Source organism: Desulfosporosinus sp. SYSU MS00001, assembly GCF_049943955.1.
Taxonomy (GTDB): Bacteria; Bacillota; Desulfitobacteriia; order Desulfitobacteriales; family Desulfitobacteriaceae; genus Desulfosporosinus.
Genome location: NZ_JBNFTW010000003.1, coordinates 143,180 through 169,217, shown reverse-complemented (window position 1 = coordinate 169,217; position 26,038 = coordinate 143,180). Strand labels below are relative to the sequence as shown.

The 26,038-nt window shown below is 39.6% G+C and carries 26 protein-coding genes; 8 read left to right on the top strand and 18 right to left on the bottom strand.

The window, feature by feature from the left end; translation table 11 throughout:
* Nucleotides 1-88 precede the first annotated feature (88 nt).
* A complete protein-coding gene (locus tag ACPUYX_RS07270) occupies nt 89-472 on the bottom strand; it encodes a hypothetical protein (RefSeq protein ID WP_426379068.1) in 384 nt (127 codons plus the stop codon).
* 791 nt (nt 473-1,263) lie between these two features.
* Complete coding sequence (locus ACPUYX_RS07265) at nt 1,264-3,711, bottom strand: DsrE/DsrF/DrsH-like family protein (RefSeq protein ID WP_426379067.1); 2,448 nt, start codon at nt 3,709-3,711, stop codon at nt 1,264-1,266.
* 389 nt (nt 3,712-4,100) lie between these two features.
* Here ACPUYX_RS07265 and ACPUYX_RS07260 point away from each other — a divergent pair, with 389 nt between their 5' ends.
* Both ACPUYX_RS07260 and ACPUYX_RS07255 read left to right on the top strand, forming a co-directional pair.
* Nucleotides 4,101-4,526, top strand: a complete 426-nt coding sequence (locus ACPUYX_RS07260) for a MarR family winged helix-turn-helix transcriptional regulator (RefSeq protein ID WP_426379066.1) — start codon at nt 4,101-4,103, stop codon at nt 4,524-4,526.
* A 224-nt stretch (nt 4,527-4,750) separates the two neighbouring features.
* Nucleotides 4,751-5,470 (top strand): DUF169 domain-containing protein, encoded by a 720-nt coding sequence (locus ACPUYX_RS07255; protein ID WP_426379065.1) that lies wholly within the window; start codon nt 4,751-4,753, stop codon nt 5,468-5,470.
* A 233-nt stretch (nt 5,471-5,703) separates the two neighbouring features.
* On the opposite strand, the gene ACPUYX_RS07250 is transcribed toward ACPUYX_RS07255, so the two are convergent.
* The 4 genes from ACPUYX_RS07250 to crcB form a co-directional block, all read right to left on the bottom strand.
* Nucleotides 5,704-5,874: a hypothetical protein gene (locus ACPUYX_RS07250; RefSeq protein WP_426379064.1), complete on the bottom strand. Its 171-nt coding sequence runs from the start codon at nt 5,872-5,874 to the stop codon at nt 5,704-5,706.
* 584 nt (nt 5,875-6,458) lie between these two features.
* The gene (locus tag ACPUYX_RS07245) at nt 6,459-7,571 is read right to left on the bottom strand and encodes an MFS transporter (RefSeq protein WP_426379283.1); all 1,113 of its coding nucleotides are present in this window, start codon (nt 7,569-7,571) and stop codon (nt 6,459-6,461) included.
* A gap of 175 nt (nt 7,572-7,746) precedes the next feature.
* Nucleotides 7,747-8,076 (bottom strand): DUF190 domain-containing protein, encoded by a 330-nt coding sequence (locus ACPUYX_RS07240; protein ID WP_088228320.1) that lies wholly within the window; start codon nt 8,074-8,076, stop codon nt 7,747-7,749.
* Nucleotides 8,077-8,144: 68 nt separating this feature from the next.
* Nucleotides 8,145-8,516, bottom strand: coding sequence for a fluoride efflux transporter CrcB (gene crcB / locus ACPUYX_RS07235; RefSeq protein WP_426379063.1), 372 nt, complete (start codon nt 8,514-8,516; stop codon nt 8,145-8,147).
* A 287-nt stretch (nt 8,517-8,803) separates the two neighbouring features.
* Between crcB and ACPUYX_RS07230 the strand changes: the two genes are divergently transcribed.
* Complete coding sequence (locus ACPUYX_RS07230; RefSeq protein ID WP_426379062.1) at nt 8,804-8,956, top strand: RAxF-45 family protein; 153 nt, start codon at nt 8,804-8,806, stop codon at nt 8,954-8,956.
* A gap of 94 nt (nt 8,957-9,050) precedes the next feature.
* The gene (locus ACPUYX_RS07225) at nt 9,051-9,707 is read left to right on the top strand and encodes an ATP-binding cassette domain-containing protein (RefSeq protein ID WP_426379061.1); all 657 of its coding nucleotides are present in this window, start codon (nt 9,051-9,053) and stop codon (nt 9,705-9,707) included.
* 398 nt (nt 9,708-10,105) lie between these two features.
* Here ACPUYX_RS07225 and ACPUYX_RS07220 read toward each other — a convergent pair whose 3' ends face one another.
* Nucleotides 10,106-10,519: an Lrp/AsnC family transcriptional regulator gene (locus ACPUYX_RS07220; RefSeq protein ID WP_426379060.1), complete on the bottom strand. Its 414-nt coding sequence runs from the start codon at nt 10,517-10,519 to the stop codon at nt 10,106-10,108.
* 148 nt (nt 10,520-10,667) lie between these two features.
* Between ACPUYX_RS07220 and ACPUYX_RS07215 the strand changes: the two genes are divergently transcribed.
* The gene (locus tag ACPUYX_RS07215) at nt 10,668-11,222 is read left to right on the top strand and encodes a cysteine hydrolase family protein (protein WP_426379059.1); all 555 of its coding nucleotides are present in this window, start codon (nt 10,668-10,670) and stop codon (nt 11,220-11,222) included.
* A gap of 526 nt (nt 11,223-11,748) precedes the next feature.
* Here ACPUYX_RS07215 and ACPUYX_RS07210 read toward each other — a convergent pair.
* From ACPUYX_RS07210 to ACPUYX_RS07185, 6 genes are all read right to left on the bottom strand, one after another.
* Nucleotides 11,749-13,533 carry a methyl-accepting chemotaxis protein gene (locus ACPUYX_RS07210; RefSeq protein ID WP_426379058.1) on the bottom strand — a complete coding sequence of 595 codons (1,785 nt, stop codon included), beginning with the start codon at nt 13,531-13,533 and terminating at the stop codon, nt 11,749-11,751.
* A gap of 329 nt (nt 13,534-13,862) precedes the next feature.
* A complete protein-coding gene (gene rbr, locus ACPUYX_RS07205; protein ID WP_426379057.1) occupies nt 13,863-14,396 on the bottom strand; it encodes a rubrerythrin in 534 nt (177 codons plus the stop codon).
* Nucleotides 14,397-14,658: 262 nt separating this feature from the next.
* Complete coding sequence (locus tag ACPUYX_RS07200; protein ID WP_426379056.1) at nt 14,659-14,823, bottom strand: hypothetical protein; 165 nt, start codon at nt 14,821-14,823, stop codon at nt 14,659-14,661.
* A 452-nt stretch (nt 14,824-15,275) separates the two neighbouring features.
* Nucleotides 15,276-15,866 carry a hypothetical protein gene (locus ACPUYX_RS07195; protein WP_426379055.1) on the bottom strand — a complete coding sequence of 197 codons (591 nt, stop codon included), beginning with the start codon at nt 15,864-15,866 and terminating at the stop codon, nt 15,276-15,278.
* A gap of 677 nt (nt 15,867-16,543) precedes the next feature.
* Entirely contained in the window at nt 16,544-17,182 is a 639-nt protein-coding gene (locus tag ACPUYX_RS07190; protein WP_426379054.1) for a nitroreductase family protein, read from the bottom strand.
* A 19-nt stretch (nt 17,183-17,201) separates the two neighbouring features.
* On the bottom strand, nt 17,202-17,894 hold the full coding sequence (locus ACPUYX_RS07185; RefSeq protein ID WP_426379053.1) for a DNA alkylation repair protein: 693 nt from the start codon (nt 17,892-17,894) through the stop codon (nt 17,202-17,204).
* A 295-nt stretch (nt 17,895-18,189) separates the two neighbouring features.
* On the opposite strand from ACPUYX_RS07185, the gene ACPUYX_RS07180 reads away from it, so the two are divergent.
* Entirely contained in the window at nt 18,190-18,501 is a 312-nt protein-coding gene (locus tag ACPUYX_RS07180; protein WP_426379052.1) for an MGMT family protein, read from the top strand.
* A gap of 175 nt (nt 18,502-18,676) precedes the next feature.
* On the opposite strand, the gene ACPUYX_RS07175 is transcribed toward ACPUYX_RS07180, so the two are convergent.
* Both ACPUYX_RS07175 and ACPUYX_RS07170 read right to left on the bottom strand, forming a co-directional pair.
* Entirely contained in the window at nt 18,677-20,020 is a 1,344-nt protein-coding gene (locus ACPUYX_RS07175) for a VWA domain-containing protein (protein WP_426379051.1), read from the bottom strand.
* A gap of 65 nt (nt 20,021-20,085) precedes the next feature.
* Nucleotides 20,086-20,613 carry a DUF1456 family protein gene (locus ACPUYX_RS07170; protein ID WP_426379050.1) on the bottom strand — a complete coding sequence of 176 codons (528 nt, stop codon included), beginning with the start codon at nt 20,611-20,613 and terminating at the stop codon, nt 20,086-20,088.
* 256 nt (nt 20,614-20,869) lie between these two features.
* On the opposite strand from ACPUYX_RS07170, the gene ACPUYX_RS07165 reads away from it, so the two are divergent.
* Together ACPUYX_RS07165 and ACPUYX_RS07160 are read left to right on the top strand one after the other, a co-directional pair.
* Complete coding sequence (locus tag ACPUYX_RS07165) at nt 20,870-21,238, top strand: hypothetical protein (protein ID WP_426379049.1); 369 nt, start codon at nt 20,870-20,872, stop codon at nt 21,236-21,238.
* 332 nt (nt 21,239-21,570) lie between these two features.
* Nucleotides 21,571-21,843 carry a hypothetical protein gene (locus tag ACPUYX_RS07160; RefSeq protein ID WP_426379048.1) on the top strand — a complete coding sequence of 91 codons (273 nt, stop codon included), beginning with the start codon at nt 21,571-21,573 and terminating at the stop codon, nt 21,841-21,843.
* A gap of 125 nt (nt 21,844-21,968) precedes the next feature.
* On the opposite strand, the gene ACPUYX_RS07155 is transcribed toward ACPUYX_RS07160, so the two are convergent.
* The 3 genes from ACPUYX_RS07155 to ACPUYX_RS07145 form a co-directional block, all read right to left on the bottom strand.
* Nucleotides 21,969-22,811 (bottom strand): site-2 protease family protein, encoded by an 843-nt coding sequence (locus tag ACPUYX_RS07155; RefSeq protein WP_426379047.1) that lies wholly within the window; start codon nt 22,809-22,811, stop codon nt 21,969-21,971.
* A gap of 270 nt (nt 22,812-23,081) precedes the next feature.
* Entirely contained in the window at nt 23,082-23,999 is a 918-nt protein-coding gene (locus tag ACPUYX_RS07150) for a ketopantoate reductase family protein (RefSeq protein WP_426379282.1), read from the bottom strand.
* Nucleotides 24,000-24,139: 140 nt separating this feature from the next.
* Complete coding sequence (locus ACPUYX_RS07145) at nt 24,140-25,765, bottom strand: PstS family phosphate ABC transporter substrate-binding protein (protein ID WP_426379046.1); 1,626 nt, start codon at nt 25,763-25,765, stop codon at nt 24,140-24,142.
* Nucleotides 25,766-26,038: the final 273 nt, after the last annotated feature.

The window sequence follows — 26,038 nt, the reverse complement described above, 5'->3', positions numbered from 1 at the left end:
CTCCACTCCCGAACATTAAAATAGTTCTCCCGAATTCGAAGTAGTAAGCTAGTTGAATCTTGGGAATAATCCCTGACACTCTTTTTGTCTATTGAGTTAACTTATCTAACAGCACTTTAATATCCTTTTGGGTTGCCCAATACGAATAAGTTCTTCCTGATTTATCATGACGTTGGACTTCAAAGTCCCTCCCTGAACGAATAATGCTAAATTCCTCACCATCCTTTTCGTTTATAACTATCCCTGAGTCAGGCGTCTCACCTGCAAAATCTTTGTTTTCCCGAATATCTGATGCTGAATTGAACCAATCGACTATATCACCAACTTCCTCTTGAGTTGCCTCTCTACCACGGTTATTTCCAGCAAAATGTCCCCCCCATAAGTTTATACTTGAAATCTCCTCAACCTTCAATGGCCGGTGTAGATTTGAGACTTTGAAATAATTCCAGATGCCTAAAATTGATAGAAACAATAAATACAGCAACACCTGTAACTATAAATTTTCTTAAGATACTCCAAATAAAATTTTTATCCTTTTTAATCCTCTTGGTAAGAAACACTATATTAACAAATAATAGAAAGAACAATACTGATACCAACAGTAATAAATCCATACTTCCCCCCCTTCACAAATTCCTTAGCCAGGAACCAATCTAAAGGTTACAAGCTTATTAACAAGATTCGGTACAAAGTCTGGATAAATGTGAAGCCATCAATGCTGCTTCTCTTTATAGATAATTGGCTCTAAGCCTTCTCTACTTGGAATACTTGGAAATGACCTTTAAAAGGTTTGCGACGCCATTAATTCCTCTAACTTAGAATTCAACAATTTGGACTAAGCCCCTGCCATATTTGTGATATCAAGAAAATAATAGCTAGAACTTAAAATACGTTCTAGCTTTCGTTATACTGTAGCGACCATTGCATCTGTATTATCCACTTCACCCATTAATGTCGTCTCAACATGAACTGTTATATTTTTAAGACATTTGTTGATTGCTCTCTCTAATTAAATTATTACTTATTCGTAATTAATACCGTATAGGTCTGATTTTGTACCTACCATCTCGTTATAAACTATAAACTTAAAATGACCCCAAGTGCTTTTAGGAACGTTCCATATATACTCAATTTCTTGTTGGAATGTTATGTCAATAGTATAAATCCTCTTAACGTGGATCTCTAAAAACAGCCCCAATTCGCAGAAAAGGCCCGACTGTCATATATAATGACGGTCGGGCCTTACAGCTTTAAACTGCAAGCTTAGATAAACAAATTCACGTTAGAATCCTCTGCTTCTCCTAAATAATAACCAACTCCGCCAACTTTAATGCCGTCGAGTAATTCCTCTTGTTTGATCCCCATGACATCCATTGACATTTGGCAGGCTACTATCTCTACTCCATTGCACATTGCGGCCTTGATGAGGTCTTCGAGGGAAGAAACGTTTTTATCCTTCATAACTTTTCTGATCATTTTTCCGCCCAAGCCCAGCATATTCATCTTCGATAACTTAAGGCGTTTGCTTCCTCTCGGCATCATCAGACTAAACATCCTATCCATGAAACCCTTCTGAGTGTTTACTTTTTCATGTTTACGCAGGATATTCAGACCCCAAAAGGTGAAAAACATCGTTACTTTTTTTCCCATAGCCGCAGCCCCATTGGCAATAATAAAGGATGCTATGGCCTTATCTAAATCTCCGCTGAAAACAATCATGCTCTTATTGTCCTTTAAAGCTGCTGCCGGCTCTTGCTTAAGCGGGTCCTTTTGCGTGCCCTTTTTGATGAAGGCTGAAATGACACCCCCGGCCTTGGCCACATCGATCAATTGATTATTAGTTCTTTTCGTCCAAGCTTTAATATCCTCATAAAAACCCGGATCAGATGCCAAAATCTTGAGTACCTGGCCCTGCTGTAAAGTGTCCATAGCGGCTTTTACCTGCATCAATGGTCCAGGACAGCACAACCCGCAGGCATCAATACTTTTATCAAAATACCCCTGAGGCGTATTCGCCTCGCCGGCTCCCGGAGCGGACTGCCGGTTCTCAGAACCTGGGTTTTGAGGCTGGAATTCTTGCAGGGAGACAGTTTTATAGCCGCCGGTAATATTTAATACCTTATAGCCATTTTGGCTTAAGATCCTGTCAGCAACATAACCCCTTAAACCTACCTGACAGTACCCAATGATCTGTTTGCTCTTATCGAGCTCACCCATCCTGTCTCTTAAGCTATCGAGAGGAATGTTGAGAGAACAGGGTATGTGTCCATTGCTGAACTCCTCTTCCGTTCGGACATCCAAAAGGATTGCATCTTTAAGTTCAGGCAGCTCTATATCCTTCCAGGCTACCACATGAGTTCTTCCGGACAGAACGTTTTGAGCCAGAAATCCAGCCATATTTACAGGGTCTTTGGCCGATGAGAAGGGCGGAGCATAGGCTAATTCCAATTCTGCTAAATCGTCTACTGTGCCTTTTAAGCGAATGACAGCAGCAATAACATCGATTCGTTTATCAACGCCATCATAACCGATTCCCTGCGCTCCCAATACTTGGCCTTGATCATTAAAAATCAGTTTCAAGGTTAGCTGTAAAGCAGCCGGATAATAGGATGCGTGAGCCACAGGATGAACGTAGACGACCCGGTAAGGCAGATTTGCTTTTTGCAGAGTGCGCTCATTTGCTCCTGTGCTGGCCGCCGTTAAACTGAAAACTTTGAGAATCGAGGTTCCCTGAGTACCTTTGTAAATCGAATTCAATCCCGCAATATTATCGGCAGCGATTCTTCCTTGCTTATTTGCCGGCCCAGCCAAGGGGACAGCCGTTTTTGCTCCCGTGATAAAGTCGACAACCTCTATAGCATCTCCTACTGCGTAAACTCCCTTGACATTGGTTTCCATTCTTCCATCAACGACAATATGACCTTTCGGCCCTAACTCTATACTCGAGTCTTTCAAAAAAGAAGTATCAGGAGCCACCCCGATGGCCAGAATGACCAGATCGGCAGAAACCACTTTTGTGCTGTTTAAGGTTACTTCGATTTGGCTCCCAACCTCTTTAAAGGCTTTAACGCCGTCAGCCAAGATAAGATCCACGCCATTTTCGACTAATTCCTTTTCAGCCATGACCACCATATCTGAATCAAAAGGTGCTAAAATGTGGGGAGCGGCTTCAACTAAAGTAACCTTCAAGCCTCTCTCGACCAGGTTCTCAGCCATTTCAACCCCGACGAAACCTCCGCCGATAACTATGGCACTATCTATGCCCTTGTGATCAACATAGGCCTTAATTCTGTCTGTGTCCGGAATATTTCTTAAGGTAAATATCTTTGTGCTTTCTATCCCTGGAATATTCGGTCGGAGAGCTTTAGCTCCCGGTGAAAGTACAAGATCGTCATAAGATTCTTCGTAAATCCCTTGCCCCTTACTTCTGACGGTAACCAGTTTCTTTTCCGTATCGATACCAATGACTTCACTATTGATCCTTACATCAATATTAAACCTTGCTTTCATAGCCTCAGGAGTTTGAACGAGAAGCTTCTCTCTTTCCTTGATGGTTTCACCGATATAATAGGGAAGACCGCAGTTGGCGAAAGAAATATAGTCATCTCTTTCAAACAAGATGATTTGAGCTCTTTCATCCAGTCTTCTCAACCGTGCAGCAGCCGAAGCTCCCCCGGCCACTCCACCGACTATGAGTACCTTTTTCATCATAAATTCCTCCATAAATCTTACATAGTTTTAGTTTGATCTTCTTTTAAATGCAAACTTTATAGCCGTTTGCGATTTTCCATGGACGTACTTGTGATAATAAGCACTTAAGATATTTATATTATACCCCTCCAGGGTAATGGGGTCAATGGGAAATATATAACAAAGTATTTGCCAAATAACTACCTCATTAACTGAGATAGTTCTCCCGATTCAGCACCTCTTACCCAGTGAACTCGTTAGCCAATAAATAAATGCTATCGCACTGAAGGATGGACTTTTCCGCTGAAACATTAGATTTGATGAAGGCAAATGGAGGGGATGGCTTACTATTGACTGAAAATTACGACGCGTATATAATATAGTTGTCGTAACAACTGAGGTGATAGCAGATGGAATTTAAATTAGAAGATTCGCTGGGGTTTATTCTAAATAAGACGAATGCAAAACTTAAAAATAAGTTGTTTCAACGATTTAATGAATATAATATTACGCCGGAACAATGGTCTGTACTCAACTGTTTATGGGCACAAGAAGGTCTTACCCCTAAAGAGTTGGCAGATATCATCTTTAAAGATAAACCAAATACTAATCGCATTCTTGAAAAGCTACAAATGAAAGATTTGATTGTCCGAAAGCCTCATCCCGTCGATAAAAGAGCTTATCAGATCTTCTTGACAAATAGTGGTTGGGCATTAAGAGATCAATTAATTCCTAAAGCTATGCAATTACTAGAGGAAGCTACTATGGGAATAGAAAACAAGAAAGCAGCAGAATTGATAAAACTATTAAATCAAATCTATGATAATCTCGATTAGTTATTATTTATCATTATAGTTGTTGTGACAACTATAATGATAATGTCTTTGGTAACAAGTCTTATTAAAGGAATTGAGAAAGGAGGAACTAATAACGAAACTGATTTGACGTAATTAAATAAAGTTTGCATGATCAACTGGTAGTTGTTTTAGCTTAGCAAGGAATAACCTAATTTCTATGACCTGCCGAATTAATAACCGAAATAAGATTAAGGAGGGTCACTATGAAAAGTAAGATCGCCGATGCTATTAAACTTAAGAATCAACCTGTTGCCGTATTTCGTTCCGACTCTAAACCAGAAGGAGCATTGCAGTTTAAGGAAGGGAAATGGGGCTGTACAATCTCTATGTTAAATGCCGCAGCCAAAGGTCGTGTTGCCGCATTTGAGAACAAGACCACGACATGCAGCGGCGGGAAAGTCGGCTTAGGTTTTCAACGGTTTCAATTAGGTTTTATTGAATATTTTCTCTCAACGGGCGGTGTAGGAGGCAGAGAAGGAGAATTCTACAAAAAAAATCCTGAACTGGCCGCAAAATTTGCTGCCGGATTGCCCGACGTTGAGGCAAAAACTTATCTTATTTTTAAGCCTTTAGCTGAATTAACTCAGGATGAAACACCGGAAGTCATTATCTTCCTGGTAAATGCCGACCAACTTTCCGCTCTGGTACAGTTCGCTAATTACGATAAACCAACCCAAGACAATGTCAAAATAGAATTTGGTGCCGGTTGTCATCAGTCTGTGCTATATCCTCTGGCCCAAGCCGAGGAAAAAGAACCAAAGTGTGTTATAGGACTAACCGACCCCTCGGCAAGAAAATATATCGACAAAGATATTCTTTCATTCAGTATTCCCTATCAACGATTTTTAGAGTTAGAAGGGCAAGTGGAAGAGAGTTTTTTAACCAAAGAAACATGGCTCGGCATAGCGTCACGAATTGAATAATAGGATTGAACTTTTGCCAACCAAAGACTTAGTAACTATCTGCCGATCTTTAAGTAAAAGCAGCCGAAAGCCCACGGTTTCAATCGCGGGCTTTCGGCTATTTCTCTATTTCTCTATATCTCAAACCATATTGGGAAATGCTTCACCTTTAGTCCCAGGTACTACGCTCAATTCTTCCTTGTAAGAATCAGAGGAACTTAACTTGTAAAACTATAAGAATGTTACCCAACAATTCACGAATGAGTGGCGATAATAGCTCCGGTCATCAAAAGAAGTCCAAGGGTTGAACCAATTGTGTTAAAACCAGTATTTTTATCATCCTTATGCACTTTCTCAATAATAGAAACTAGATTATTTACAAAAAGGAAACAAGAGACTGGCAGTAGATACACTAAAAAAGCCATTGGAACTCCTCCTCTATTTGGCACATTTCGGGCTTCCGGCTAAATCAATTTAACGGTAGAACTTCTGTACCAAGTGCTTTGGTTGATTCCTCCAATTCATTTAATACCTGTTTGTTAATTATCCAGTAATAACCGTTAATATCGAGTATAAGATTTGACCCAATATTCCATACAGGACCGCCATAAGTATTGCCTTTTTGAGTTAGAACATCAACGCTAGATATATGTAGACTTGAGGTATTGGTGAATTGACCATATCTGGCTTCTTGTACTTCATCAGTTTTGACAAAGAAATAGCTAGTTCTTGTGTTACTTGGGTATCATGAACCCAGTACTGTTTATTATCCATATAGATAATCGCGTTACTCAAGTCACGTTTTGTCACAGTAAAACCAAATAGCTGAATATACTCTGTCTTAAAATAGGTTAACGAGCCAAACAGTTACAGATCCTTCCCACTTTTCTTCCGCCAATCGTCAAATCTTTCAAGATTGAGCATGGTTATTCACTATCCAAAATAGGAGTAGCCAAAATGAAAACCATCAGAGACAGGAGAGCTGACAAAGGAGTCTGTTGTCTGCATCCTATTCTTTCAAAATCACGAATAACCCGACAGCTGCCAACAGGCCCATGCTTGCTCCAAAATAGAAAGGCGCTGAAGCGCCTAGAATATCCCATAAGAGTCCAGCGAATAAGGAAGCGGGTAACAATGCCAAGCCAACCAAAGTTGCATGCAAACCAATGACAGTACCTCGTAAGTGGCTAGGTGCTATATCCGTCAATAAAGCCTTTTCCACTCCTTCAGTAAAGGCAATATAAAATCCATAAACAACAAACAGTGGCCAAAGAGCAGTAATATGAGTTACTAAGGCAAACCCAAGGTAGACCAAAGCATAGATGAAGTAACCACCAACAAGAATACGCCTGCGGCCTATGAAATCAGATAATCTGGCCATAGGATAAGCTAAAATGCCGTAACTTATGTTATATGCCAAATATAGTAAGACAACTAACGGTGCAGAAGCACCCAGCTTACTGGCTCTAAGTAAAAGAAATTGATTGGATGAATTACCCAGATTAAATATAAAAGCTAATATTAAAAAGGCTTTAAGTTTAGCATCTAAAGATGACCATGCAAAAGATAACTTCTTCTTACCAGTATTTAGTTCACGAGGTTGCCGGACAATAAATAGTGCAACTACTCCCAGGAAAGCCGGTATCATTGAGAATAAGAAAATTCGTTTGTAGTTGCTTATATTTCCGATTAAAAGAAAATAGGCAATCGTGACTCCTAGTGCCGCTCCGAAGGTATCCATCGCTCTGTGTAAGCCGAAGGCATGGCCACGAGCTTCGGCTTTAGCGGATTCAGCAATGAGGGCATCGCGCGGGGCAGTCCTTATCCCTTTACCCAAACGATCAATCACTCGTGAAATTAATACCCCACCCCAGGAACCAGCAAAGACAAGTACAACTTTTCCCAGGAGTGAACTTCCATAGCCGACAATAGCCAATTCCTTTTTCTTCTTAGTCTTATCTCCCCAATAACCTGAGAATACCTTTAACAGGCTGGCGATGCTCTCAGCTATTCCTTCAATTACACCAACGATTGCCGGACTAGCTCCAAGCGTAGCAGTCAAAAAGATCGGTATGAGTGGATATACCATTTCCGAACTTATGTCTGTCAATAAGCTAACGATTCCTAAAACTACTATGTTAAACAGACGTTATCCCCCCTTATTTCGAGCGATTAACTCATGAATTTAATGAATTTTCCCCCGACCAAGGCAAATAAATGTCCACCAAGTTTATGACTCTCTGATGAATTACATGCGATGAAAAGTTGAATCCGGAAACCAAGACTAACCTTCTTGACTACTGTTCTTTTCCATGTTTATAAACTTGTATATCTGTAGAAAAAACTAACCCTTTCGGAACCATTGAACAAATTTCAGGAATTAGAGGATCAATTTTTTCAGCTACATCTACAATTTCTAATATCATTGGTAAATCGGAGGATAACTCTAATAAACGTGCAGTTCGAAGTACTTTATCCTGTCCATAACCTTCGATACCTCGACTGACCGTGACCCCTCCTATCCCTTTTTCTTTGAGCCAGTAAACTAAATACTGATAAAGAGGTTTATGTTTATACCGTTCACTTTCTCCCAGATAAACTTTTAATAATTTGGCTTTCCCTAGCATATTTAAACAAGCCTCCTTTTTTAATTAAGGTATTTAGAATTATAAACATCAAACTGCGAAAATAAGAATTAAACTAAACGGGCAAGTCCCACTCCTAATGCAGCTCCAGCAAATCCAATGATTACAGTTAAAACTGTATATAAGCCTGCTGTAAGTAAACTACCACCTTCAAGTAACATAATAGTTTCATAACTAAATGTTGAAAAGGTTGTGTAAGCTCCCAAAAATCCTATGCCTATACCAAGACGCCATAATGGACTTATTGATAATTTTTCTATAAATAATATGTTCAGAAATCCTAATAAGAAAGCCCCAGTAATGTTAATTATAAAAGTACCTAATGGAAAACCCTGGCTCCATTTGCCAGATACCCATAATCCGAGGCCATAGCGAGACAATGCCCCTAAAGCGCCCCCTAATGCAATGACTAAAATATTCAACGTCTTTACTCCTTCCTAAAAAATAAAAAGACTCCTACTGAAATAGTTTCAGTAGGAGCCATCAGCATTATGCAATAGCGAGCTCCATCGCAAGTAAGGTTATCTCAATCTACCTAACTCATTAATATCATAACTGAAATTATAAATTAAAGCAAATCATAGATAAAGAAAGACAGGCAAAAAAGATACTGCCTGCACCTTTTTTATTAGGCTAAGGATTTGGTTGATTCTTCCACAAGGATTATGTTACTATATTCATAGTAATCCAGTAAAGGAGGTGTGGTAGGATGAATCGCGATTTTGCAATGCTCCGTCTTGAACAGTTGCCAATAGCAATCTTTGGAATCATGCATGCAGTTTCATTTAACGGGATAGCTATGCCCATTTTTAAGCACCTGAGTATGGATCAACAAAATTGCGAAATGACACACCTACCATAACCGCAACAAAAAATTTGAAGCTGCGACCGTAGGGACATTTCCCTACGGTTTTTTTATGCTTAAATCGGTATAAGTGTCATTTCCCCGGAGGAGAATGAACATGATTATTGATTTTCAACACATCAAACTATCTTTTGGCTCCAATGAAGTGCTTACCGACGTCTCCTTTGAAATCAAGCAAGGAGAACGAGTAGGTCTAATAGGGCGTAATGGAACAGGAAAGTCCACAATTTTGAATTTAATCATAGGATCCCTTCAACCTGAACAAGGACAAATCGCCATACGCAAAAATACCAGGATTGGGTTCTTAGCTCAGGTCCCTGAATATGACGCCGAAATGAGCGTCTATGACGTATTGGAACAGTGCTTTCAAGAAGTAAAGAAGTGGCAGCAGCAACTAGAACGATTAGAGCAAAAAATGTCTGACCCCATCAACGCAGAGAATAATAACCTTAGTCAGCTTATGCTGGAATATGGCCAACTTCAGGAGAAGTTCGAAGAGGCGGGTGGATACCAAATCTCCTCCCGCATCGACGGCATTGCCAACGGACTTGGTATCACGGCGGATTACTATCCACGGCCATTTTCTTCTTTATCCGGCGGAGAAAAGACGAAGATAGGTTTAGCAGCCTTACTATTGACGCAGCCTGATGTTGTATTGCTGGACGAACCAACCAATCACCTGGATATGACCTCCATTGAATGGAACAACGAATTCTTGATATTGAGGCTCAAATATCTGACCCTGTAATTTCTTGCGACTCATCAGTACTTGCTTCGTTTCAGCATGAACGGGAGACTATCGAAGGACAGCTTAATTTATTGTATGACAAGTGGGTTATGATATCTGACAAGTCCTAGAAAATGGGGTTCCCTGACTAAAGAAAGCTTTTATCAGGGAACATGAAACTAATCTTCTACTCATTCAACTATTCATTAAAATATGAATACTTTTTTAAAGGGCATACTTCTCATTATTTGATTAACTGACATATGGCTTAGCGGAAGTTTATAAGGCCCCATGTTCAGGGTTGCTGAAGGTTTATCCATGAATTAGTCTCCTTTAGTTCGCCTTTTGTAAATCTTCAAATGAGTTATAATAGTGGCCTTTTATCCTACCTAATCGCAGTTAAAAAGAATCATCGAAAGCTATTTTATTTTTCCGATAGAAATATTTACACGGTAATTTCCGTATTTCAAAATGGAATCTAAGAAAGCGTTCAAATCTTCTTGTGAATTAACTTGGATTTTTAGCATATAACATCCCTCTCCACTGATTCGATGTGCTTCCACTACGGTTTCATTTTTAGATAAAAAGTCCCAAAAAGCTTCATGGTTAGTTGTTTTCATAAATATGGTGATGTAAGCAATTATAGATTTATTTAGCATCATTTCGTTAAGCAAAATAGTATAACCTTTTATTAGTCCCAAAGATTCCATTCTTGAAATTCTATTGGAAACTGCTTGCCCGGTTAAATGAACAATTTCTCCAATATCTCTATATTGCATTTTACAGTTTGATTTTAATAGTTTCAAAATTTCTAAATCAGTATTGTCAAACATTTTTCAATAAATCCTTTCTCGGAGAAAGCAATAAAGGTCTTATACTTTCCCGGCGTAATTATATTAGTCTGTATAATGATTATAGAGCTGACTTCGCATGAATACACAAACTAACTAGATTCAAGGGAAAGTTTGGAGGGATTATTTAATGAAAAGAGTATTACTTGTAATTGATGTACAATATGAATACTTTACAGGAAAGATGCCGGTCACATACCCTGAAGGTAGTTTCGAAAATATTCTTAAAGCTGTGGATGCGGCCAATCGAACCCAAATGGGTGTAATTCTAATAAGACATGAAGCTCCACAAAAGGATGCTGCTACTTTTGTTAAAAACAGCAGGGAATGGAATATTCTTGAGGAGCTTCTCAAAAAAGAACATTTATACATCATTGACAAGAAAATGCCGGGGAGTTTCACAGGGACCGAACTTGAAGATTTATTAAAGAAGATGGGTATTGATACAGTAGTCATAAGTGGATACATGACTCAGATGTGCTGTGATTCGACTGCAAGACAGGCAGTTCATCTCGGTTTCTCAGTCGAATTTTTGTCAGATGCCACTGGAACTTTAGATGTATCAAATTACGCTGGACAAATAACAGCGAAGGAACTTCATAATGCCATTCTCGTTACTCAAGCTATGCGGTTTTCCAAGGTGATTTCAACAGCCGATTGGATCGAAGGGTTAAATGAAAAATAGATTTCCTCCATTACCGTTTGGATAATACTCAAAATTCAAACCATGTTCAGTGTTAGGAGCATACCCAGCATTCGGCAGATTTTTTTCAAAATATTCTGTCCAGGCGTCCACTGCTGTCATAGTTCGCGGCAAATTAGCTATAGCATAATTAGTTCCCGGTATGCACTTATAACACCCACCCGTTGGTGTTTGAGATAAGGAAGTGAAGAATTGTAAAATTGAAACCTTGTATATTAATTTGTTTAGTCTCTGCTCTTATGCTGAATGGTTGTAGTGGAGATATTATTAAAACAAACAAACCTCAAATAATTAAACAAGGAAATAAGACAACGGACTCACATAATACAATATTATATGGTGACATGAAGATTGGGAATATTACCTCTTTCAAGGCCCCATTGTGTCAAAATAAATGATTTTGGTAATCAGCCATATATTAGCGAAATATAACTTTGAAAAGATACCCCAAAAAAGGACTGAAATCAAAATTCAGTCCTTTTTCCTGATTGCATTCATACAACAGATTTTAAACTTGAAACGTTTCTGTAGCAGCTTTTAGCTCTTGGGCCATATCAGAAAGCATTTTGCTCCCTGTTGCGATTTGTTCTATCGAAGCAGCTTGTTCTTGTGTAGATGCAGAAACCGTCTGTGATTGGTTCACAATGGTTTGGCTCACCCTATCCAGTTCTTGAATTGCATCGACGATTTGAGTGCTTCCAGACGCTGTACGCTTTATTTCTTCAGAAATTTCCCGTATTTCAACAGATGTTGAACTCACTAGTTCACTGATTTCTTTAAATGTTTGCCCGGCACTTCTTACGACATCCATACCCGCAGACACTTCTTTGGTCCCCTGCCCCATAGTTGTTACTGCTTTTTGAGTGTTATTTTGAACCGCTGAAATTAATTCCGCGATTTGGTGAACGGCTTGACCGGATTGTTCAGCGAGCTTTCTTACCTCTTCAGCTACTACAGCGAACCCTTTACCATGTTCTCCTGCCTGTGCCGCTTCAATAGCGGCATTCAGTGCCAGTAAATTGGTCTGTGAGGCAATACCCGATATCATTTCCACAATCTGGCTTATCTCTTTCGATTCGTCGCCCAGTTCTTGGATGACTTCTGCAGAGGCACCCACTATTATTTCAATTGTATTCATTTGTTCAATCGTTTGGTCAATCGCATGACTTCCCTGGAGAGCTGCTTCAGCGGCTCTTTCTGATGTGCTCACTACTTCTTGGGAATATGATAGCATTTTATGGATACCATCCATAATGTTGTTGACAACCTCTCTTGATTTTTCGACGACTGCAAGCTGCTTCTCAGTTCCATGGAAGACATCAGTTATGGCCAAGGTAATTTGGTTGGATGCCTGAGCCGATTGTTCTGCTCCAATACTCAACTCGTTTGATGTTGAAGCAACTTGTTCTGACGATAAACTAACTCTTTCAACAAGTTCTCGTAATTGTTTTGACATTGTGTTCAAAGAGTTACCTAAATGCCCAATGGCATCGTCACCTTCCGCTTTAATTTCAGGAACGTTAAGTTTTCCATTGGCAACTTGAATAGCAGTTTCCACCATTGGCTCTAGTTGTTTTGTTAATTTACGGTTAACGATCAATGAAAAGCCCACGGAAACAAGTATTACTAAAAACATTCCTGCAATTGTATATGTAATCGATAATCGATTTTCCTGATCCACTGTCGCTTGGCGCTGGGCTATTGTCTTTTGAATATCATCAACATAATTTCCTGTTCCAACGATCCATTGCCAAGGCTTAAACTCCAATGTATACCCTCGTTTAGGATATTGAGTTTTATCGTTAGGGTCTGATTTAGGAAACCAATAATTTACATAGCCTCCACCAGCGATAGCGGCTTTTCGGATCTCCTGAATATAGTAATTGCCCTTGGAATCTTGGGCATTATTTCGATTGGTTCCTACTAGTGATTGATTTGTTCCATGAAAAACGCAAAGGCCGTCGATAGTGTCTCCCCAAAAATAGCCTTGATTCTTATCTCCATAACGCATCTGTGTCATAACGGTTGTCGCTAGATATTTAGCTTGTGCTTCCGTGAGCTTTCCTTGCTGCTCTTGAGCATAAATCCCATTCAAGATACTAATGGCTTGCTGTGTTACAAAGCGAATATTTTGATCATAACTTTCATTAAGAGCCTTTGTATAAATATCCATACTATTTTTACTGTTCGTTTCAGTTTTATAAATGTTTATTGTGCCAACTCCTATGGCAACTAAAACAGATACAATAATTAAGGCTAAGATATTCCGGTTAAGTTTTTGTCGCTTGAACATACTACGGCTTCCTCTCTGTTTCAGTTAGTTGTATGTATTATCTATTTGTTATGCATCTCCGATATTCTCTGGATATTCAACATTTTTTTCATAAATCCTCTCTATTCTGCCAAAATGAGTCTTTTATGGCATGATCAAGTGCAATTCTGAAATATCAAAATTTAGCCTCTGTTTCCTATGAAGCATTATCTCCATGCTACTATTAGTGTAGTCGCAGGCAACATTATTACTGAAGGATATCCCCTGGATATTGCTCAACACGAAAGGGCCCGTATGCAACGGGCCTTGAACCTAGCCAAACCTATATTGTAACGATATCAGAGTATAGATTAATAATTTTCCTTTCTAACTTCAAAAAAGCTTTGAGGATGTGCACAAACAGGGCAAACCTCAGGTGCCTTTTTGCCCATCACCAGATGTCCACAGTTCCGGCATTCCCAAATGGTTTCGTCTGATTTTTCAAATACCTTTTGCATTTCTATATTGTGAAGTAGGGCACGGTATCGTTCCTCATGAGCTTTCTCAATTTTGGCAACCATTCTGAACTGTGCTGCGAGGGCTGTAAAACCTTCTTCCTCAGCGTCCTTAGCAAAACCCTCATACATATCGGTCCATTCGTAGTTTTCGCCTTCGGCAGCATGAAGCAAGTTAGTCGCTGTGTCTCCTAGCTCACCTAGAGCCTTAAACCAAAGTTTGGCGTGTTCTTTTTCATTGTTGGCAGTTGCTTCAAAGATTGCAGCGATTTGTTCAAAACCTTCCTTTTTAGCGACTGATGCAAAGTAGGTATACTTGTTCCTTGCCTGAGATTCGCCAGCAAATGCTGCCGTTAAATTTTTCTCCGTTTTTGTTCCTTTGATGTCCATAGTATCCTCTCCTTTGTTTCCTTCGTTGATTTATGTTTATTAATTGCTTCGAGGCGTTTCATGTATCCAGATTCCCTAAGCAACTTGATCTTCTCTATTATTTTATAATTATTCTAATTCTAAAATAATGTTTTGTCAAGTAGTATAAAAACAAAAACCAATAAGTACTTTCACCGATGCGTCGTCGGCTGAATAAGAAAAAAGGGGCGTTGTTCCACGAACTACTCAAGTTCGTTTTGCAACCCCCACCCGATAAAGAAATTTAGAATATGACACCTAAAGCGATAAGAATTAAAACAGCTATGGCAATAATCCCTACACCTACGCAACCACCAAAGCCACCAACGGGAGCGCAGCATGCTCCACCCATGCCATAACCCATGCCATAACCCATGCCATAACCCATTCCATAACCCATTCCGTACATCAATTTTTCCTTCCTTCCTTAATTAAAATACGATGCCCATTGCAATAAGCAAAAGAATAATCACAACAACTATACCGATTCCTGCTCCAAAGCCAACACCTGTTCCGCAACCAGCTGCTCCAAAAGCCATTACATTTCCCTCCTATCAAAATCGAAGTAATAACAAGAAGTTAGAATCGAGTTTCGGGGATTACCACCAAAAACCGCCCCAGAATGGACGCCAAAACGGACGGAAACCAAACCCCCAACCCCAAGGTCCAAAACCAAACATAATTATCACCTCCAACTATCCCATTACCATATTATGGAATATGGGCTTGTCTGGTTCGTAATAACAATATTCGCACATAGTTATGGCCCTTTATGTTTGGGAAGTAGTAGTAGAAAATCAAACCCTTGAACACCTGTATTACGCTGTTTCAAGGGTATTTGATAAATTTGAACAATTTAGTTCATCGATGACTACCTTTAATTACCGTCAGGCATTGAGTTACAAGTGAACTATTCAAGTGCAGTGATGCAATAATTGCTCCAAAAAAATCACAAATCAGGTCTAAATCCGTATCCATAAGGCTAGATTGATAAGGTATTTTAGGAGTTAAAACTATATCCAGTAAAAACTCAAATATCTCAAAAAGCGCCCCTAAAGCCATACCCATTGCAGCTATAAATATAAACTCCCGGCTCTTAGAAACACTCCCCTTTGTGAATATCTGTTTTATTAATAAATAACTATAGTATGTAAACGAATATGTACCAAAAAAATGAAGTATTTTATCAAATATTGATGAAGTATTGTAAAGACCTATGTATTCGCCAAATAGACTATGACAAACTAACGTTATAAATACCAATACAACACCATATGTATTCGTATTAATAATGTATTTCCATCCAAAAATAATTGAAAGAGTAATTAAAACAGTAGTAAAAGCCACATCAGAAACATATTCAGAATTACCTTGCTTAAGCATGCCTAAAATTGTTACCGTTTGCAGCACAAAAAATATAATAATTATTGTCTTTAAACCAATTTTGTTCAAATTTTTATACTCCTATTTTTATACTATATTAATTATAGTCCACAGGCACTCTCTGTATTGATCTTCAATAGTGTACGTAATATCAATGACATACCGAGTGCGCTAATTATTATCTCAGCAATTTCGGGAAATGACTTGGCGATGCCCTTTCCATTCGAGCCTCTCCAATCCTCAGTGTTGTCCAATTGAATCAAATTACAAGAATATGAGATTCTTTTTAAGATTTTGTCCCATTTAATGCTCATTATCCACATACAACGCTCTCATCAACACCTTAAGTTAATTTACATTTTTTAACTGGTATTGCTTGGCCATAACTTAGAAAACCTAAATTATAATATTGTAAGGAGGTTTTATGATGTTCGGTATAAAAATGAGAACTAGAAAGCCTAATAGTTTATTCAGTCCTCCTTCGTTATTCATCATTGGCCTTGCTACAGGAGCTGCAATTTGGATAAGCAAAACAAAGGAATGCGAAGAAGATTCATAAGAATTAGAGCCGTCCGAAAAGGACGGTTTTTTTATTATCTTGGGCAGCTGAAAAAGCACCTTGCTGAAAATGCATCGGACCATAAAAAAGAAGACTGCGTTTAGCAGTCAACTTTACTTTCTTTATGGCAAATTCCAATTTGGCGGCATCATAATCCTTGTAAATGACCTTTTACAATTAATTATATCTAAATAAACCAAGTCGTTACTTCTTCAAACGAAGCTATTGCTGGCTGAGGTGGATTTTTAGCAGGGTATCCTATTGCACAACCGTCCAATCTATACTCACCCATAGGGAGATTTAACAAGCCGCAAAACTCACTGTCCTGCTCCATTTGGCTTGTTATTGATACTAGATGGAAGCCAAGTCCGAGCGATGTAGCCTTTAACCACATATTTTCCATACAGTAGGAGATGGACTGGTGCTGTACATCTGGGATACCTTTCTTTTCAGCAACAACAATATAATATGGTGCACTGCCAATACCTAAAGGGCCTTGTTGTGCGGTCATTTCTAAACGTTTTAAAAATCCTTGACCTTGAGTTTGCAGAAATGGATTGGTATTCATCTGCGACTTGAATTGTTCGGCAAGGACAGCAGCCTTCTTTCTAACAATGTTCGCTAGTTGAGTAAGGAGCTGATTATTACGAGAAATTACAATAAATTTGCGCCCATCCTTTCCGGTGTTAGCTAAGGCAGCAAAAGGTGCTAAGATACCTGCTTGAATAATTGCTTCGATATCCTCTTTAGCAGGCATTTCGGCAGTAAACATACGAATTGAGCGGCGGGATTTCAAGACTTCATCCAAATTTTGATCGCTGGGCATTACTATTCCTCCTTGGGCCTTATTTTACTTTCAGTGTCCGCAGGTACGTCTTTGTTTCGTCACTGATCCGGTAGCTCTCAATCGCCTTCTGGATAGCTTTATTGTGCGTCCACTTCTCCAAACGCTGTTCCTGAATATACGGCAAAGACGCTTCATACTGCTTGGCCAATGCCGTTGCGAAATACCAGGCAATCATCATGTTGACATAGTATTCGTCCGACCGGACACCCGCCACAAGCTCAAGCATCTCTTGCTGGAAAGCATCATCGAGATAAAAGCTCATCAGCATTCCAATCCCGAAGCGCACTGTATAGGTCCGGTCGGATAACAGCCAGACTTTGATTTTTTCGAAGAGTTCCGGCAGATGCTTTTTAAATATCTTTGGTGAAATCAAGTCACAGGTTGCCCAGTTGTCTATGTACGGCAGAAACTCATCAATGGCGGCAACAACGGCATTATAATCCTTGATCGTTTCAATCAAGAATCCGTGCAGGTTATTTTCCTCATAATACGCGTGCGGCAGGATTTTAAGGAACTCCAAAGCCTCCGGCCTTTTGGAAAATTCCCTGGCGAGCTTCCGCAGGTCCGGCGTACGGACGCCGATCACGGTTTCCGGGTTCACTGTCGGCATAAGTTTGCTCGCAAACTCTTTGTATTTCAGATCCTGCATCTCGAATAGCCGATGCCGGATCTCTTCTTCAACATTGCTCATATCATTCTACCCTTCATCAACGAATGTTATAATAACCGTAACTAAACTAATCAACCTGATCACATTAACCGAATAATTGCTTAGAAACAAGCCAAGGGCTATTCGCTAGTTTATCTAATCGTAAAACTCCCGTTTCTCCAAGTGGAGTGATTTTCCATTCGTTATTTTACCACAACAAGAACGGATTTGGAACTAGTGTTCGGTTATAATACGGGGACGGCTATTCATCTCGACACCTAAAGAGAATAGGAGTCCTTCTCTCCGGAAAAAGATAAAATTGGCCAGGTGAATAAAATTGAACAGGAAAGAATTTTCCAATAAAGTTTATGAAATTGTCAGAGATATCCCCCCTGGTAACGTCGCCACTTATGGAATGATTGCCTTTTTAACAGGTTACCCACAATGTTCAAGAATGGTTGGGCAAGCATTGCATCATGCTCCGGATTCTCATGATATCCCCTGCCATCGGGTTGTGAATCACCAAGGTCGTTTAGTTCCAGGATGGACAGATCAAAAACGGCTCCTAGCCAACGAAGGTGTTCACTTTAAAGAAAACGGGTGCGTGAATTTAAAAAAGTATCTGTGGGACTTTGTATCAAAGACTTAAAGCACTTATATGTAAACTCGTTCAGCATAAGCTCAGCATCAGGGCTTCAGATACAATAATGTCCAGTGGACATTATTGCCGAGCCGCCTTTCCCAATAGGAATACTTAGCGGTGAAGGAATTGGGAGGGCTTAAAAAATGGATAAATTCGGCATGATTGTTTAGCCTCTAGATGATTATAAGATAGATTTTTGCCTGGCTTCTTCCAGCCAGTTCGGATACTCATTCATCAACAAATCATATAAGTGATCATCGGATATCTGAGAAGGATTTTCCACACTAAAGAAATTAGCATTATCTACATATCGCCCACTCATCGTGTCCAACTCTTCTAAAAAGGTAAAATCACTGGCGGCCAGTCTGGCAAAAAATCTTCCGCCATTAGAAATGACATCTTTTTTAGACTTTCCTATGGCCATGAACTGCCAGAAAATAGGCTCATGAGAAGCTTCGCTAAGTTGTTTTTTAGTATAATCTCGGTCGAAGGGTGCCCCATCTGTAACAAACATAACATAAACCGGCAGATCAGATTGTTTAAATCCCGGAGCATAAAAATCTCTGATCATTTTTATAGCTTTGCCATAATGTGTTCCGCCTTCTAAAGGATACTTTTTCAGAGTTCTGCTTACAAACCCGTCAAAATTGTCGATGGACATATCTCCTGCCTCATGGGCTTTGCTGCCAAAAAGGAACAAATCTATGGACCCATCATCGTCAAATTTGCAGCCTAACGCAAGTATTTTTTCAGCAAACTCCTGCATTTGACCGCTTCTATATAAAGAACTCATTGATCCGGATATATCAAGGCATAGAGCTACCTTGGCACAATGGCTTTCCAAGCCTACCTTTTTGAGAGATATAGTTGCCTTTTTGGCTAACGATAGGATAGCGGGAGCTTTTTGCTCCATCTTCTTCTCTAAGCTAATTTTTCGGGAAGATACCTCAGGTGCAGCAACCGGAGAATTGCTTGTCTGGAGATCATTCTGTAATGTTTCAGCAGTTTTGGCTTCCTCTCCTCCGAAATGTTTCAACAGGGCACTGAGGCCTCCGTCAAAACCGCTGCCAATAACATTGATACGCCAAGAATCCTTGAAATAAAGTTCAGCGAAAATTATAGCTCGTTCCTTATTAAAATTCAGACTAGTAAAATCATATCTTAATTGTTCGCCATTCCTGTCAGCAAACGAAATAAAACCGCTCGATATTTGGGACATTACTCCCTCCCCATCAATTGCAGCCGTAAATACCATAGTTTTAATAGAACTGGGAACCTTATTTAAATCGACTTTAAATCGGCCTTTACCACTACTATTTGTGGTCATCTGAAGGGAATTCTCCGGAGAACTCATTTGGTTGTAAAAAATCATATACCGGTCATCAGAAAGCTGCCTTTTTTCATCGAGACCGAAGCAGCTAATATCGATGGTCATTGCTGAGTTTAGTGCTATCGTTATTTCGATTTCCCGCGCGGATATGTAATCTTGGATTTTTACCTTTTCTCCTTGTATTAAACTCTTCATATAAAACGAGCTCACTTCAGTTGAAGAGTATGCCCTTGCTCCTTTCAAAAGAATTCACCGTTAATCTACCCTCTGTATTTTTTCGTTAATCCTTTTAAGAAATTTCGAGCATATTTATCGCCGCACTCTTTATAATTCTTATGCCCTTCTCTTCGCAACAGCGCTCCCAGTTCTCCTTTTGTTACGATAATTCCTGTTTCGGCAAAGATATCTATCATCTCTTCACTTGTAAGGGAGAGCGCAATTTTCAATTTCTTAAGCAGGATATTATTAGGATTTTCATTGTTCTTAAGCACCGTACTTTCAGAAGACTCTGGTTTTTCATCCTGCTTTCCTCGCTTATATGTAATTAAACCATTTAAGAATGACTCTAACATACTATTTTTGCATCTGATTCTTTCTTCCTTGGATTCCACATCACCCTGATCTTCAGCCGTATCATTATGACGATAAGGGTTCATTGATTTAATGAGCATCTTTTTTACCATGTCTTCCGTTAGTTCAAGGCCGCCAAACTTAAATATCTCGACCATTTCAGTATCTCTTAAATTCAGCGCATATCTTATTCTGACTAAAATATCATTATTATCCATCGTAATCCTCCTAAATCTTCCCTAGACTATCCATTATAGCATGAATATTTGATTAGCAGAGCTGACGATACCGTCACCATCAGAGAGTTTTTAGTGAAATAGTTTTCGATAAAACATAACCTATCGACAGCCCAGTTACTAAAAGGTAACTGCCCCCACCTAAACTTCCGAAGTTTCTGCCTTAACGTATTATGCCCCTCTATTTCCATATACTAATCCAGATAATATGTTAAAGACAGAGGAGTGCACAAAAATTATGACGATAAATCTAACAAATCCAATTACAGAAAATCTGACGATCGAACTGCTTGCGGGGCAAAATGATGATTGCTTTGGTAAGCGTACCGGGTATGAGGTTATTGCCGATGACGAAGTTTTTGCTCTTATTCCCCAAGCTGAGGAAGAGGAAACCGCTCAAATTGGCGAGATTGTAACGGTTAGTTCCTTTGGGTTACCGAGAAGAGCTCAGGTAGTAAGGGTACTATCCGGCTTCGAAGACGACTATACAGATCAACGAATTATAGAAGAAAATGAAGTAATGTACAAAGTTCAAGAATATACCTATAGTCCAGCGGAAGGTAAAAAGGAGTGTAGTTATGAGATTAAGAAAGAGATTTTAAACTGAATATCGAAAAACTCCCAATCAACCCAACTCAAAGATGTGACCGAAACCCTATTCGAGCCTCTTAGCAGCCACACGCCTGGGCATTATAGACGAGCGTTATAATATTCTCAAACTATACCAATATAACTGCAAAATTTAACTGGTAAATCGTTCACTAAAAAGCAACTGAGTACATATCTTAAGAACGTGCGTGAGTTTGCATTCTTTTTACAAAAATTTTACACCAGTTATCTTGAGAATTAACATTATTCCTATAAAATTGATTTAGGCAATCCGTTAAACCTCTTTTAGAAAACCCCATTCCAATTAATTGGTTAAGATAAGGAGGAACTATGTTTCTACATTCCTGTAAAGAACTATCCCAATTATCTCATGAAATTGATCGACTTTGGGTACCCGAACTACGCGCTGCCAGTGATAAGCTGACATTTGGCGCTATTAAGGAAAAAATTCTGGAAATCCTGGGAGATTTATATGGTAAAAACTCCAGGGAATTTAGAGTAGTCAAGCTGACTAATTCGCCGGCCACCGTTGTTAAAGTAGTAAACCATATTATTGAGCGAAACGACCAGAGCTCACCCCATATTAATGTAGTTAACACGTAAGTTATGCGAATAATTCATAGAGTATCAGTAATCAAAAAAGCGTTCTCCTCACTGTTGTCAACGTGAAAGGAGAGCGCTTCTGTTTCATTGTGCCAAGTTGTATGGTTTGGCTGAGTTATCTCTAATTAAAATCTTCTATATGTCTCAAGTATTTGGAGAGTATACCAGACACCTGAGCCTAAACCGGCAAGCAAACCAAAGTAGAGAACTGCAAAAATATTCCGTGTTTCAGGCGATACTTCGTAGAACTCTTTATCGGTTCCTTTCCAGTGTTTATAGATTTGAATACCCCCTAAGATGATGATCAAAACGAGAATTGGATTGAAAGAGGTAATAGTAAAATATATCAAGATCGGTATTCCGATCAACCATAAATAAGGCGAAATTGCAGTAGTTACCCGGCCTCCATCCAGTGGATGAACCGGTATCAAGTTAAACAGGTTAAGAAGGAACCCCGTATAGGACAGTGCTAAAACAAGTTTAGAGCCGGTGGCTAGGTAGAAAAGGAATAATAGTCCCGCAGCTAAGGAACCTGCAAAAGGCCCTGCATAGCCAACTTGAGCATCCATTTTAGCATTGACAGGTGGTTCTTTAAGCTGTATTAAAGCACCGACAAAGGGAATAAAAATCGGTCCTGAGACCGGCAGTCCTACCCATTTGGCCATAATATAATGACCCATTTCGTGGGCAAAAAGTAAGGCGACAAAACCTACGGCATACATCCAGCCAAATGTCCAGGCATAGATCACTATTGTAATAAGCATTGAAAAAGCAGTTGTGCCAAATTTACCGAGCTTTAATAAAACAAAGACAAATTTAAGCTTTGGCAAAACCAATAATAATCCTGCTTTGAATTTTATCAATAGACCTATGATGACAGCAATTACACCGGCTAAACCTTTTTTCTTTTTGGGGGATAGTTCCGGAGGTACATAATCTTGTTGTTCAACATGTAGATTGTTATCCATCTTCTTCTCCACCTCTCTTTTAGCCTCCAAGTTCAACCTAATACCACATGCTTATAATTGACTCTAAATTAGTCTCTAAACTATTTTCTTCCAGGCTATCACTGATAAATACTTTACGCAATAACTCAGAAGGTAGGACTTCATTTTTCCCAAATAATAGCCGCAGTCTATTGCTTTTTTTAACTAATCCAAATAACAAAACAATGGCAGAGATTATCTTCGTATTCCCTCCGCCATTGTTTTACAAACTTTCTTCATTTTTTCATTAAATTAATATTGAGCTTCAATCGTTTTTATCCGCTGATAAAGTTCTTGGTTTACTGGTGTTGCTACACCGTATTTCCCCCCCAATTCCAAAACTGCTCCCGAAAATAGTTCCACCTCGCTGAAACGTCGGGCTTCCATGTCTTGCCGCATGGATGGTTTGCCTTCCGGATTTAAGGTATCTAAGAGATTCAGCCAATAGGTTAAATCCGTCACTGTCAAATTAATGCCTTCCTTTTCAGAAAGAACCATAACTTCTCTCATAGCGGCAATCATTGTATCTCTCGCCGCACCCTCTTTTTGAATCCCGCCATAGTTGCTTTCATACACTGCAACAGTTTGGTTGACACCGACATTGAGCATAAATTTGCCCCACATGCGCCGGTTCATATCTGTTACTGCTTCATGAGGCACTGCCATGCCTTCCAAAAATTGAGCAACCCGTTTCACTCGTTCTGAGATGAGCCCCGGTTCCCCTTCGCCAAAGACCAGCATCCCCATATGGGCATAAGTTAATTGATTGCCAACTTTAACTGCATCCATGCCCTGGGCTACACAGTAAAGAATTTTGTCCATCCCGTAAGTCTGCCCGATAATTTTTTCGCTGCTGATTCCATTCAGTGCTGATAAGATGATCGTATGTTCCCCGACCTGATTTTTAACGGCTTCGACAGCCTCCTGCAAACCATTGTACTTGACGGCAAAGATCAGCAGATCGGCCGGCTCTCCTTTGTCCTCAGGTGTCAGATAATTGAATTGGCAGCGCTCACCATTGCAATAAAGAGAATCCTTTTGATACCTTCGGATTCTTTCTTGGTCAGCAATAATCCTTAAATCCCCTTGAGGCATTCTCTTGCTCAAATGATCACCAAACAAAATTCCTAAGGCTCCTAAACCGATAATTGATACTTTTTTTATCTCCATCACACATTTACCTTTCTCTCTATTAAGTGCATAGGTATATCCCAATACTTCTACACTAGATATTGCGCAAGATTCTGATCAAAATAGGCAATTATCATCGAAATTATAAACGTAAGTTTCTTCTCAGAAGAAAATAAAACCTAGGAACTGCAATTTTTTGAATCCACAGCTATGGCCGGCACATAGCCTGTTTTTTCGATAAGACTTTGACCTTCCGCAGATACAACCCATAGTAAAAAATCACAAACTCGTTCCTTCGTATTCGATTTTAAAGTCACAGCGTACACCGGAACTGTAAAAGGATAGGTTTTGTTGCGTACAGTTTCGGGGGTTGGTTTAATCCCATTAATCGCCAGGTACTTAATCTGCTTGTTTTTAATCATTTGGGTCGCGTAATACATAAAGGTATAACCCAAAGAATTTTTGGCATTTTTATAGCTCGCAACATGACTTATCACCTCGCCCATACCACCCGCATAGGTTTCTTTCGTTGGTTCCAGCATTTTAATGCCCTTCATTACTCTATTCTGCATAATCGTTTGACTCCCAGAATTTTCAGGGCGCTGATATGGCAGAATTTTACTCCACGGCCCGCCAACGTCACGCCAGCGGGTGATTTTTCCAGAGTAAATATCTTGAATCTGTTTTAAGCTTAAATTGTCGACAGGGTTTTGAGCGTTAGTAAAAAAGACAAAGGCCTCACTCCCAATAGGTGTTAAGACAAAATCATCTCCTTTAGCCTTAATCTCTTCACTCTGAGCCTTCGACGGTTCCGCAACAAAAATAATATCAGTCTGACCCGCTATTAACCGCTCGTAGGCTCCGTCAGTTTTGGTGCATTTCACGATATCAAGAGGGAACTTATCGCTGGACACAAAAGCATCTGAAAGATCTTTCCCTTCATTGATATTGCTGGTACTCGTATTGACCTTATAGTAATCACCTAGCCCCTTATAAACCGCTTCCGCAAACGCCGCATAAACCGGATAAGCTGCTGTCGCGCCGTCAAGACGCGGCATGGTATTGAGGTCGGTAAATTGTAAACTGGCTGGTTTACTTAGCTTGGCAAGCCCGTTGTTAACCTTGAACGGGGCTTTCTGCAGCAAGTCAAATTCCGTTAAATCATTGCCAACAGTTGACTTTCCATAAAGCAATTCTGTTGAGCCATTATCAATTACAGTTCTTGTCGCAGTGAGAGAAAAGGCAAGGACTAATAAACAAAGCAATCCTACGGCGCCTTTAAAGTTTCTTGACAGAGAACGGTCTTGCATTTTCTTCAGGTTTCCTTCATATATAAGGATTCCCCCGAGAAACCCGGTATACCCCATAAGTTCTGAGACTGGGATGATGAATCCGAGTCCTGTAAGAGCAAGACCTACATCAAATATGAAAAACACTGGGTTCTTGAGACTATACACTCCCCACCAGCCGGAATTGAAATTACCATGGGAGAAAGACAGGGCCGGAATTGCAAAAATCAAGGCATAAATAATCGGCACAAGGGCTGGAAGATACCTTTCCTTGGCTGAGTCGGGCTTATGCTTGGACAATCTCTCAAAACTATAGCCTACACAACCGCCCACAATCAGCGAGCCAAGAGCAGCAATCATTAAAAGGATCAAATTGTTCCCATCCTGACCAAGCTCATACAACCTTAGTCTCTCCGTGATTGACGAAACAACGATAAGCCCTATTGTAAGCAAGATAGGAACCAAAATCATCTGTGCCGCCAGTGAGGTCCCCAGATAGCGTTTATTAGCCAGCAATTGCAACACTCCTCATTTTCTTTTCTCCCCGGGGAAACAACGTTACATTCGTCATCCTTCCTTCTTCGCCAGATCTTCTTAAGTTCCCTCCCGCCCATCGCTATTTTTGTCAAAATAACAAATGTGACGCCATTACAGGTGATTGGCGTCACATTTGTTATTTCTATTCGTTTCAAATTCAATCCAAAGATAAGTTCTTACAAATTACAATCTCTGAAATGGCTATGATAACGAGAACATTTAAAAGAAACTATTTTTTCTATGCAAGTGAAC

What these genes read in the sequence shown, in the direction of transcription:
- ACPUYX_RS07265 (WP_426379067.1), bottom strand. Translation starts at nt 3,711, where the DNA reads ATGATGAAAAAGGTACTCATAGTCGGTGGAGTGGCCGGGGGAGCTTCG.
- ACPUYX_RS07260 (WP_426379066.1), top strand. Translation starts at nt 4,101, where the DNA reads ATGGAATTTAAATTAGAAGATTCGCTGGGGTTTATTCTAAATAAGACG.
- ACPUYX_RS07255 (WP_426379065.1), top strand. Translation starts at nt 4,751, where the DNA reads ATGAAAAGTAAGATCGCCGATGCTATTAAACTTAAGAATCAACCTGTT.
- ACPUYX_RS07250 (WP_426379064.1), bottom strand. Translation starts at nt 5,874, where the DNA reads ATGGCTTTTTTAGTGTATCTACTGCCAGTCTCTTGTTTCCTTTTTGTA.
- ACPUYX_RS07240 (WP_088228320.1), bottom strand. Translation starts at nt 8,076, where the DNA reads ATGCTAGGGAAAGCCAAATTATTAAAAGTTTATCTGGGAGAAAGTGAA.
- ACPUYX_RS07230 (WP_426379062.1), top strand. Translation starts at nt 8,804, where the DNA reads ATGAATCGCGATTTTGCAATGCTCCGTCTTGAACAGTTGCCAATAGCA.
- ACPUYX_RS07225 (WP_426379061.1), top strand. Translation starts at nt 9,051, where the DNA reads ATGAACATGATTATTGATTTTCAACACATCAAACTATCTTTTGGCTCC.
- ACPUYX_RS07220 (WP_426379060.1), bottom strand. Translation starts at nt 10,519, where the DNA reads ATGTTTGACAATACTGATTTAGAAATTTTGAAACTATTAAAATCAAAC.
- ACPUYX_RS07215 (WP_426379059.1), top strand. Translation starts at nt 10,668, where the DNA reads ATGAAAAGAGTATTACTTGTAATTGATGTACAATATGAATACTTTACA.
- ACPUYX_RS07210 (WP_426379058.1), bottom strand. Translation starts at nt 13,533, where the DNA reads ATGTTCAAGCGACAAAAACTTAACCGGAATATCTTAGCCTTAATTATT.
- rbr (WP_426379057.1), bottom strand. Translation starts at nt 14,396, where the DNA reads ATGGACATCAAAGGAACAAAAACGGAGAAAAATTTAACGGCAGCATTT.
- ACPUYX_RS07200 (WP_426379056.1), bottom strand. Translation starts at nt 14,823, where the DNA reads ATGTACGGAATGGGTTATGGAATGGGTTATGGCATGGGTTATGGCATG.
- ACPUYX_RS07190 (WP_426379054.1), bottom strand. Translation starts at nt 17,182, where the DNA reads ATGCCCAGCGATCAAAATTTGGATGAAGTCTTGAAATCCCGCCGCTCA.
- ACPUYX_RS07185 (WP_426379053.1), bottom strand. Translation starts at nt 17,894, where the DNA reads ATGAGCAATGTTGAAGAAGAGATCCGGCATCGGCTATTCGAGATGCAG.
- ACPUYX_RS07175 (WP_426379051.1), bottom strand. Translation starts at nt 20,020, where the DNA reads ATGAAGAGTTTAATACAAGGAGAAAAGGTAAAAATCCAAGATTACATA.
- ACPUYX_RS07170 (WP_426379050.1), bottom strand. Translation starts at nt 20,613, where the DNA reads ATGGATAATAATGATATTTTAGTCAGAATAAGATATGCGCTGAATTTA.
- ACPUYX_RS07165 (WP_426379049.1), top strand. Translation starts at nt 20,870, where the DNA reads ATGACGATAAATCTAACAAATCCAATTACAGAAAATCTGACGATCGAA.
- ACPUYX_RS07160 (WP_426379048.1), top strand. Translation starts at nt 21,571, where the DNA reads ATGTTTCTACATTCCTGTAAAGAACTATCCCAATTATCTCATGAAATT.
- ACPUYX_RS07155 (WP_426379047.1), bottom strand. Translation starts at nt 22,811, where the DNA reads ATGGATAACAATCTACATGTTGAACAACAAGATTATGTACCTCCGGAA.
- ACPUYX_RS07150 (WP_426379282.1), bottom strand. Translation starts at nt 23,999, where the DNA reads ATGGAGATAAAAAAAGTATCAATTATCGGTTTAGGAGCCTTAGGAATT.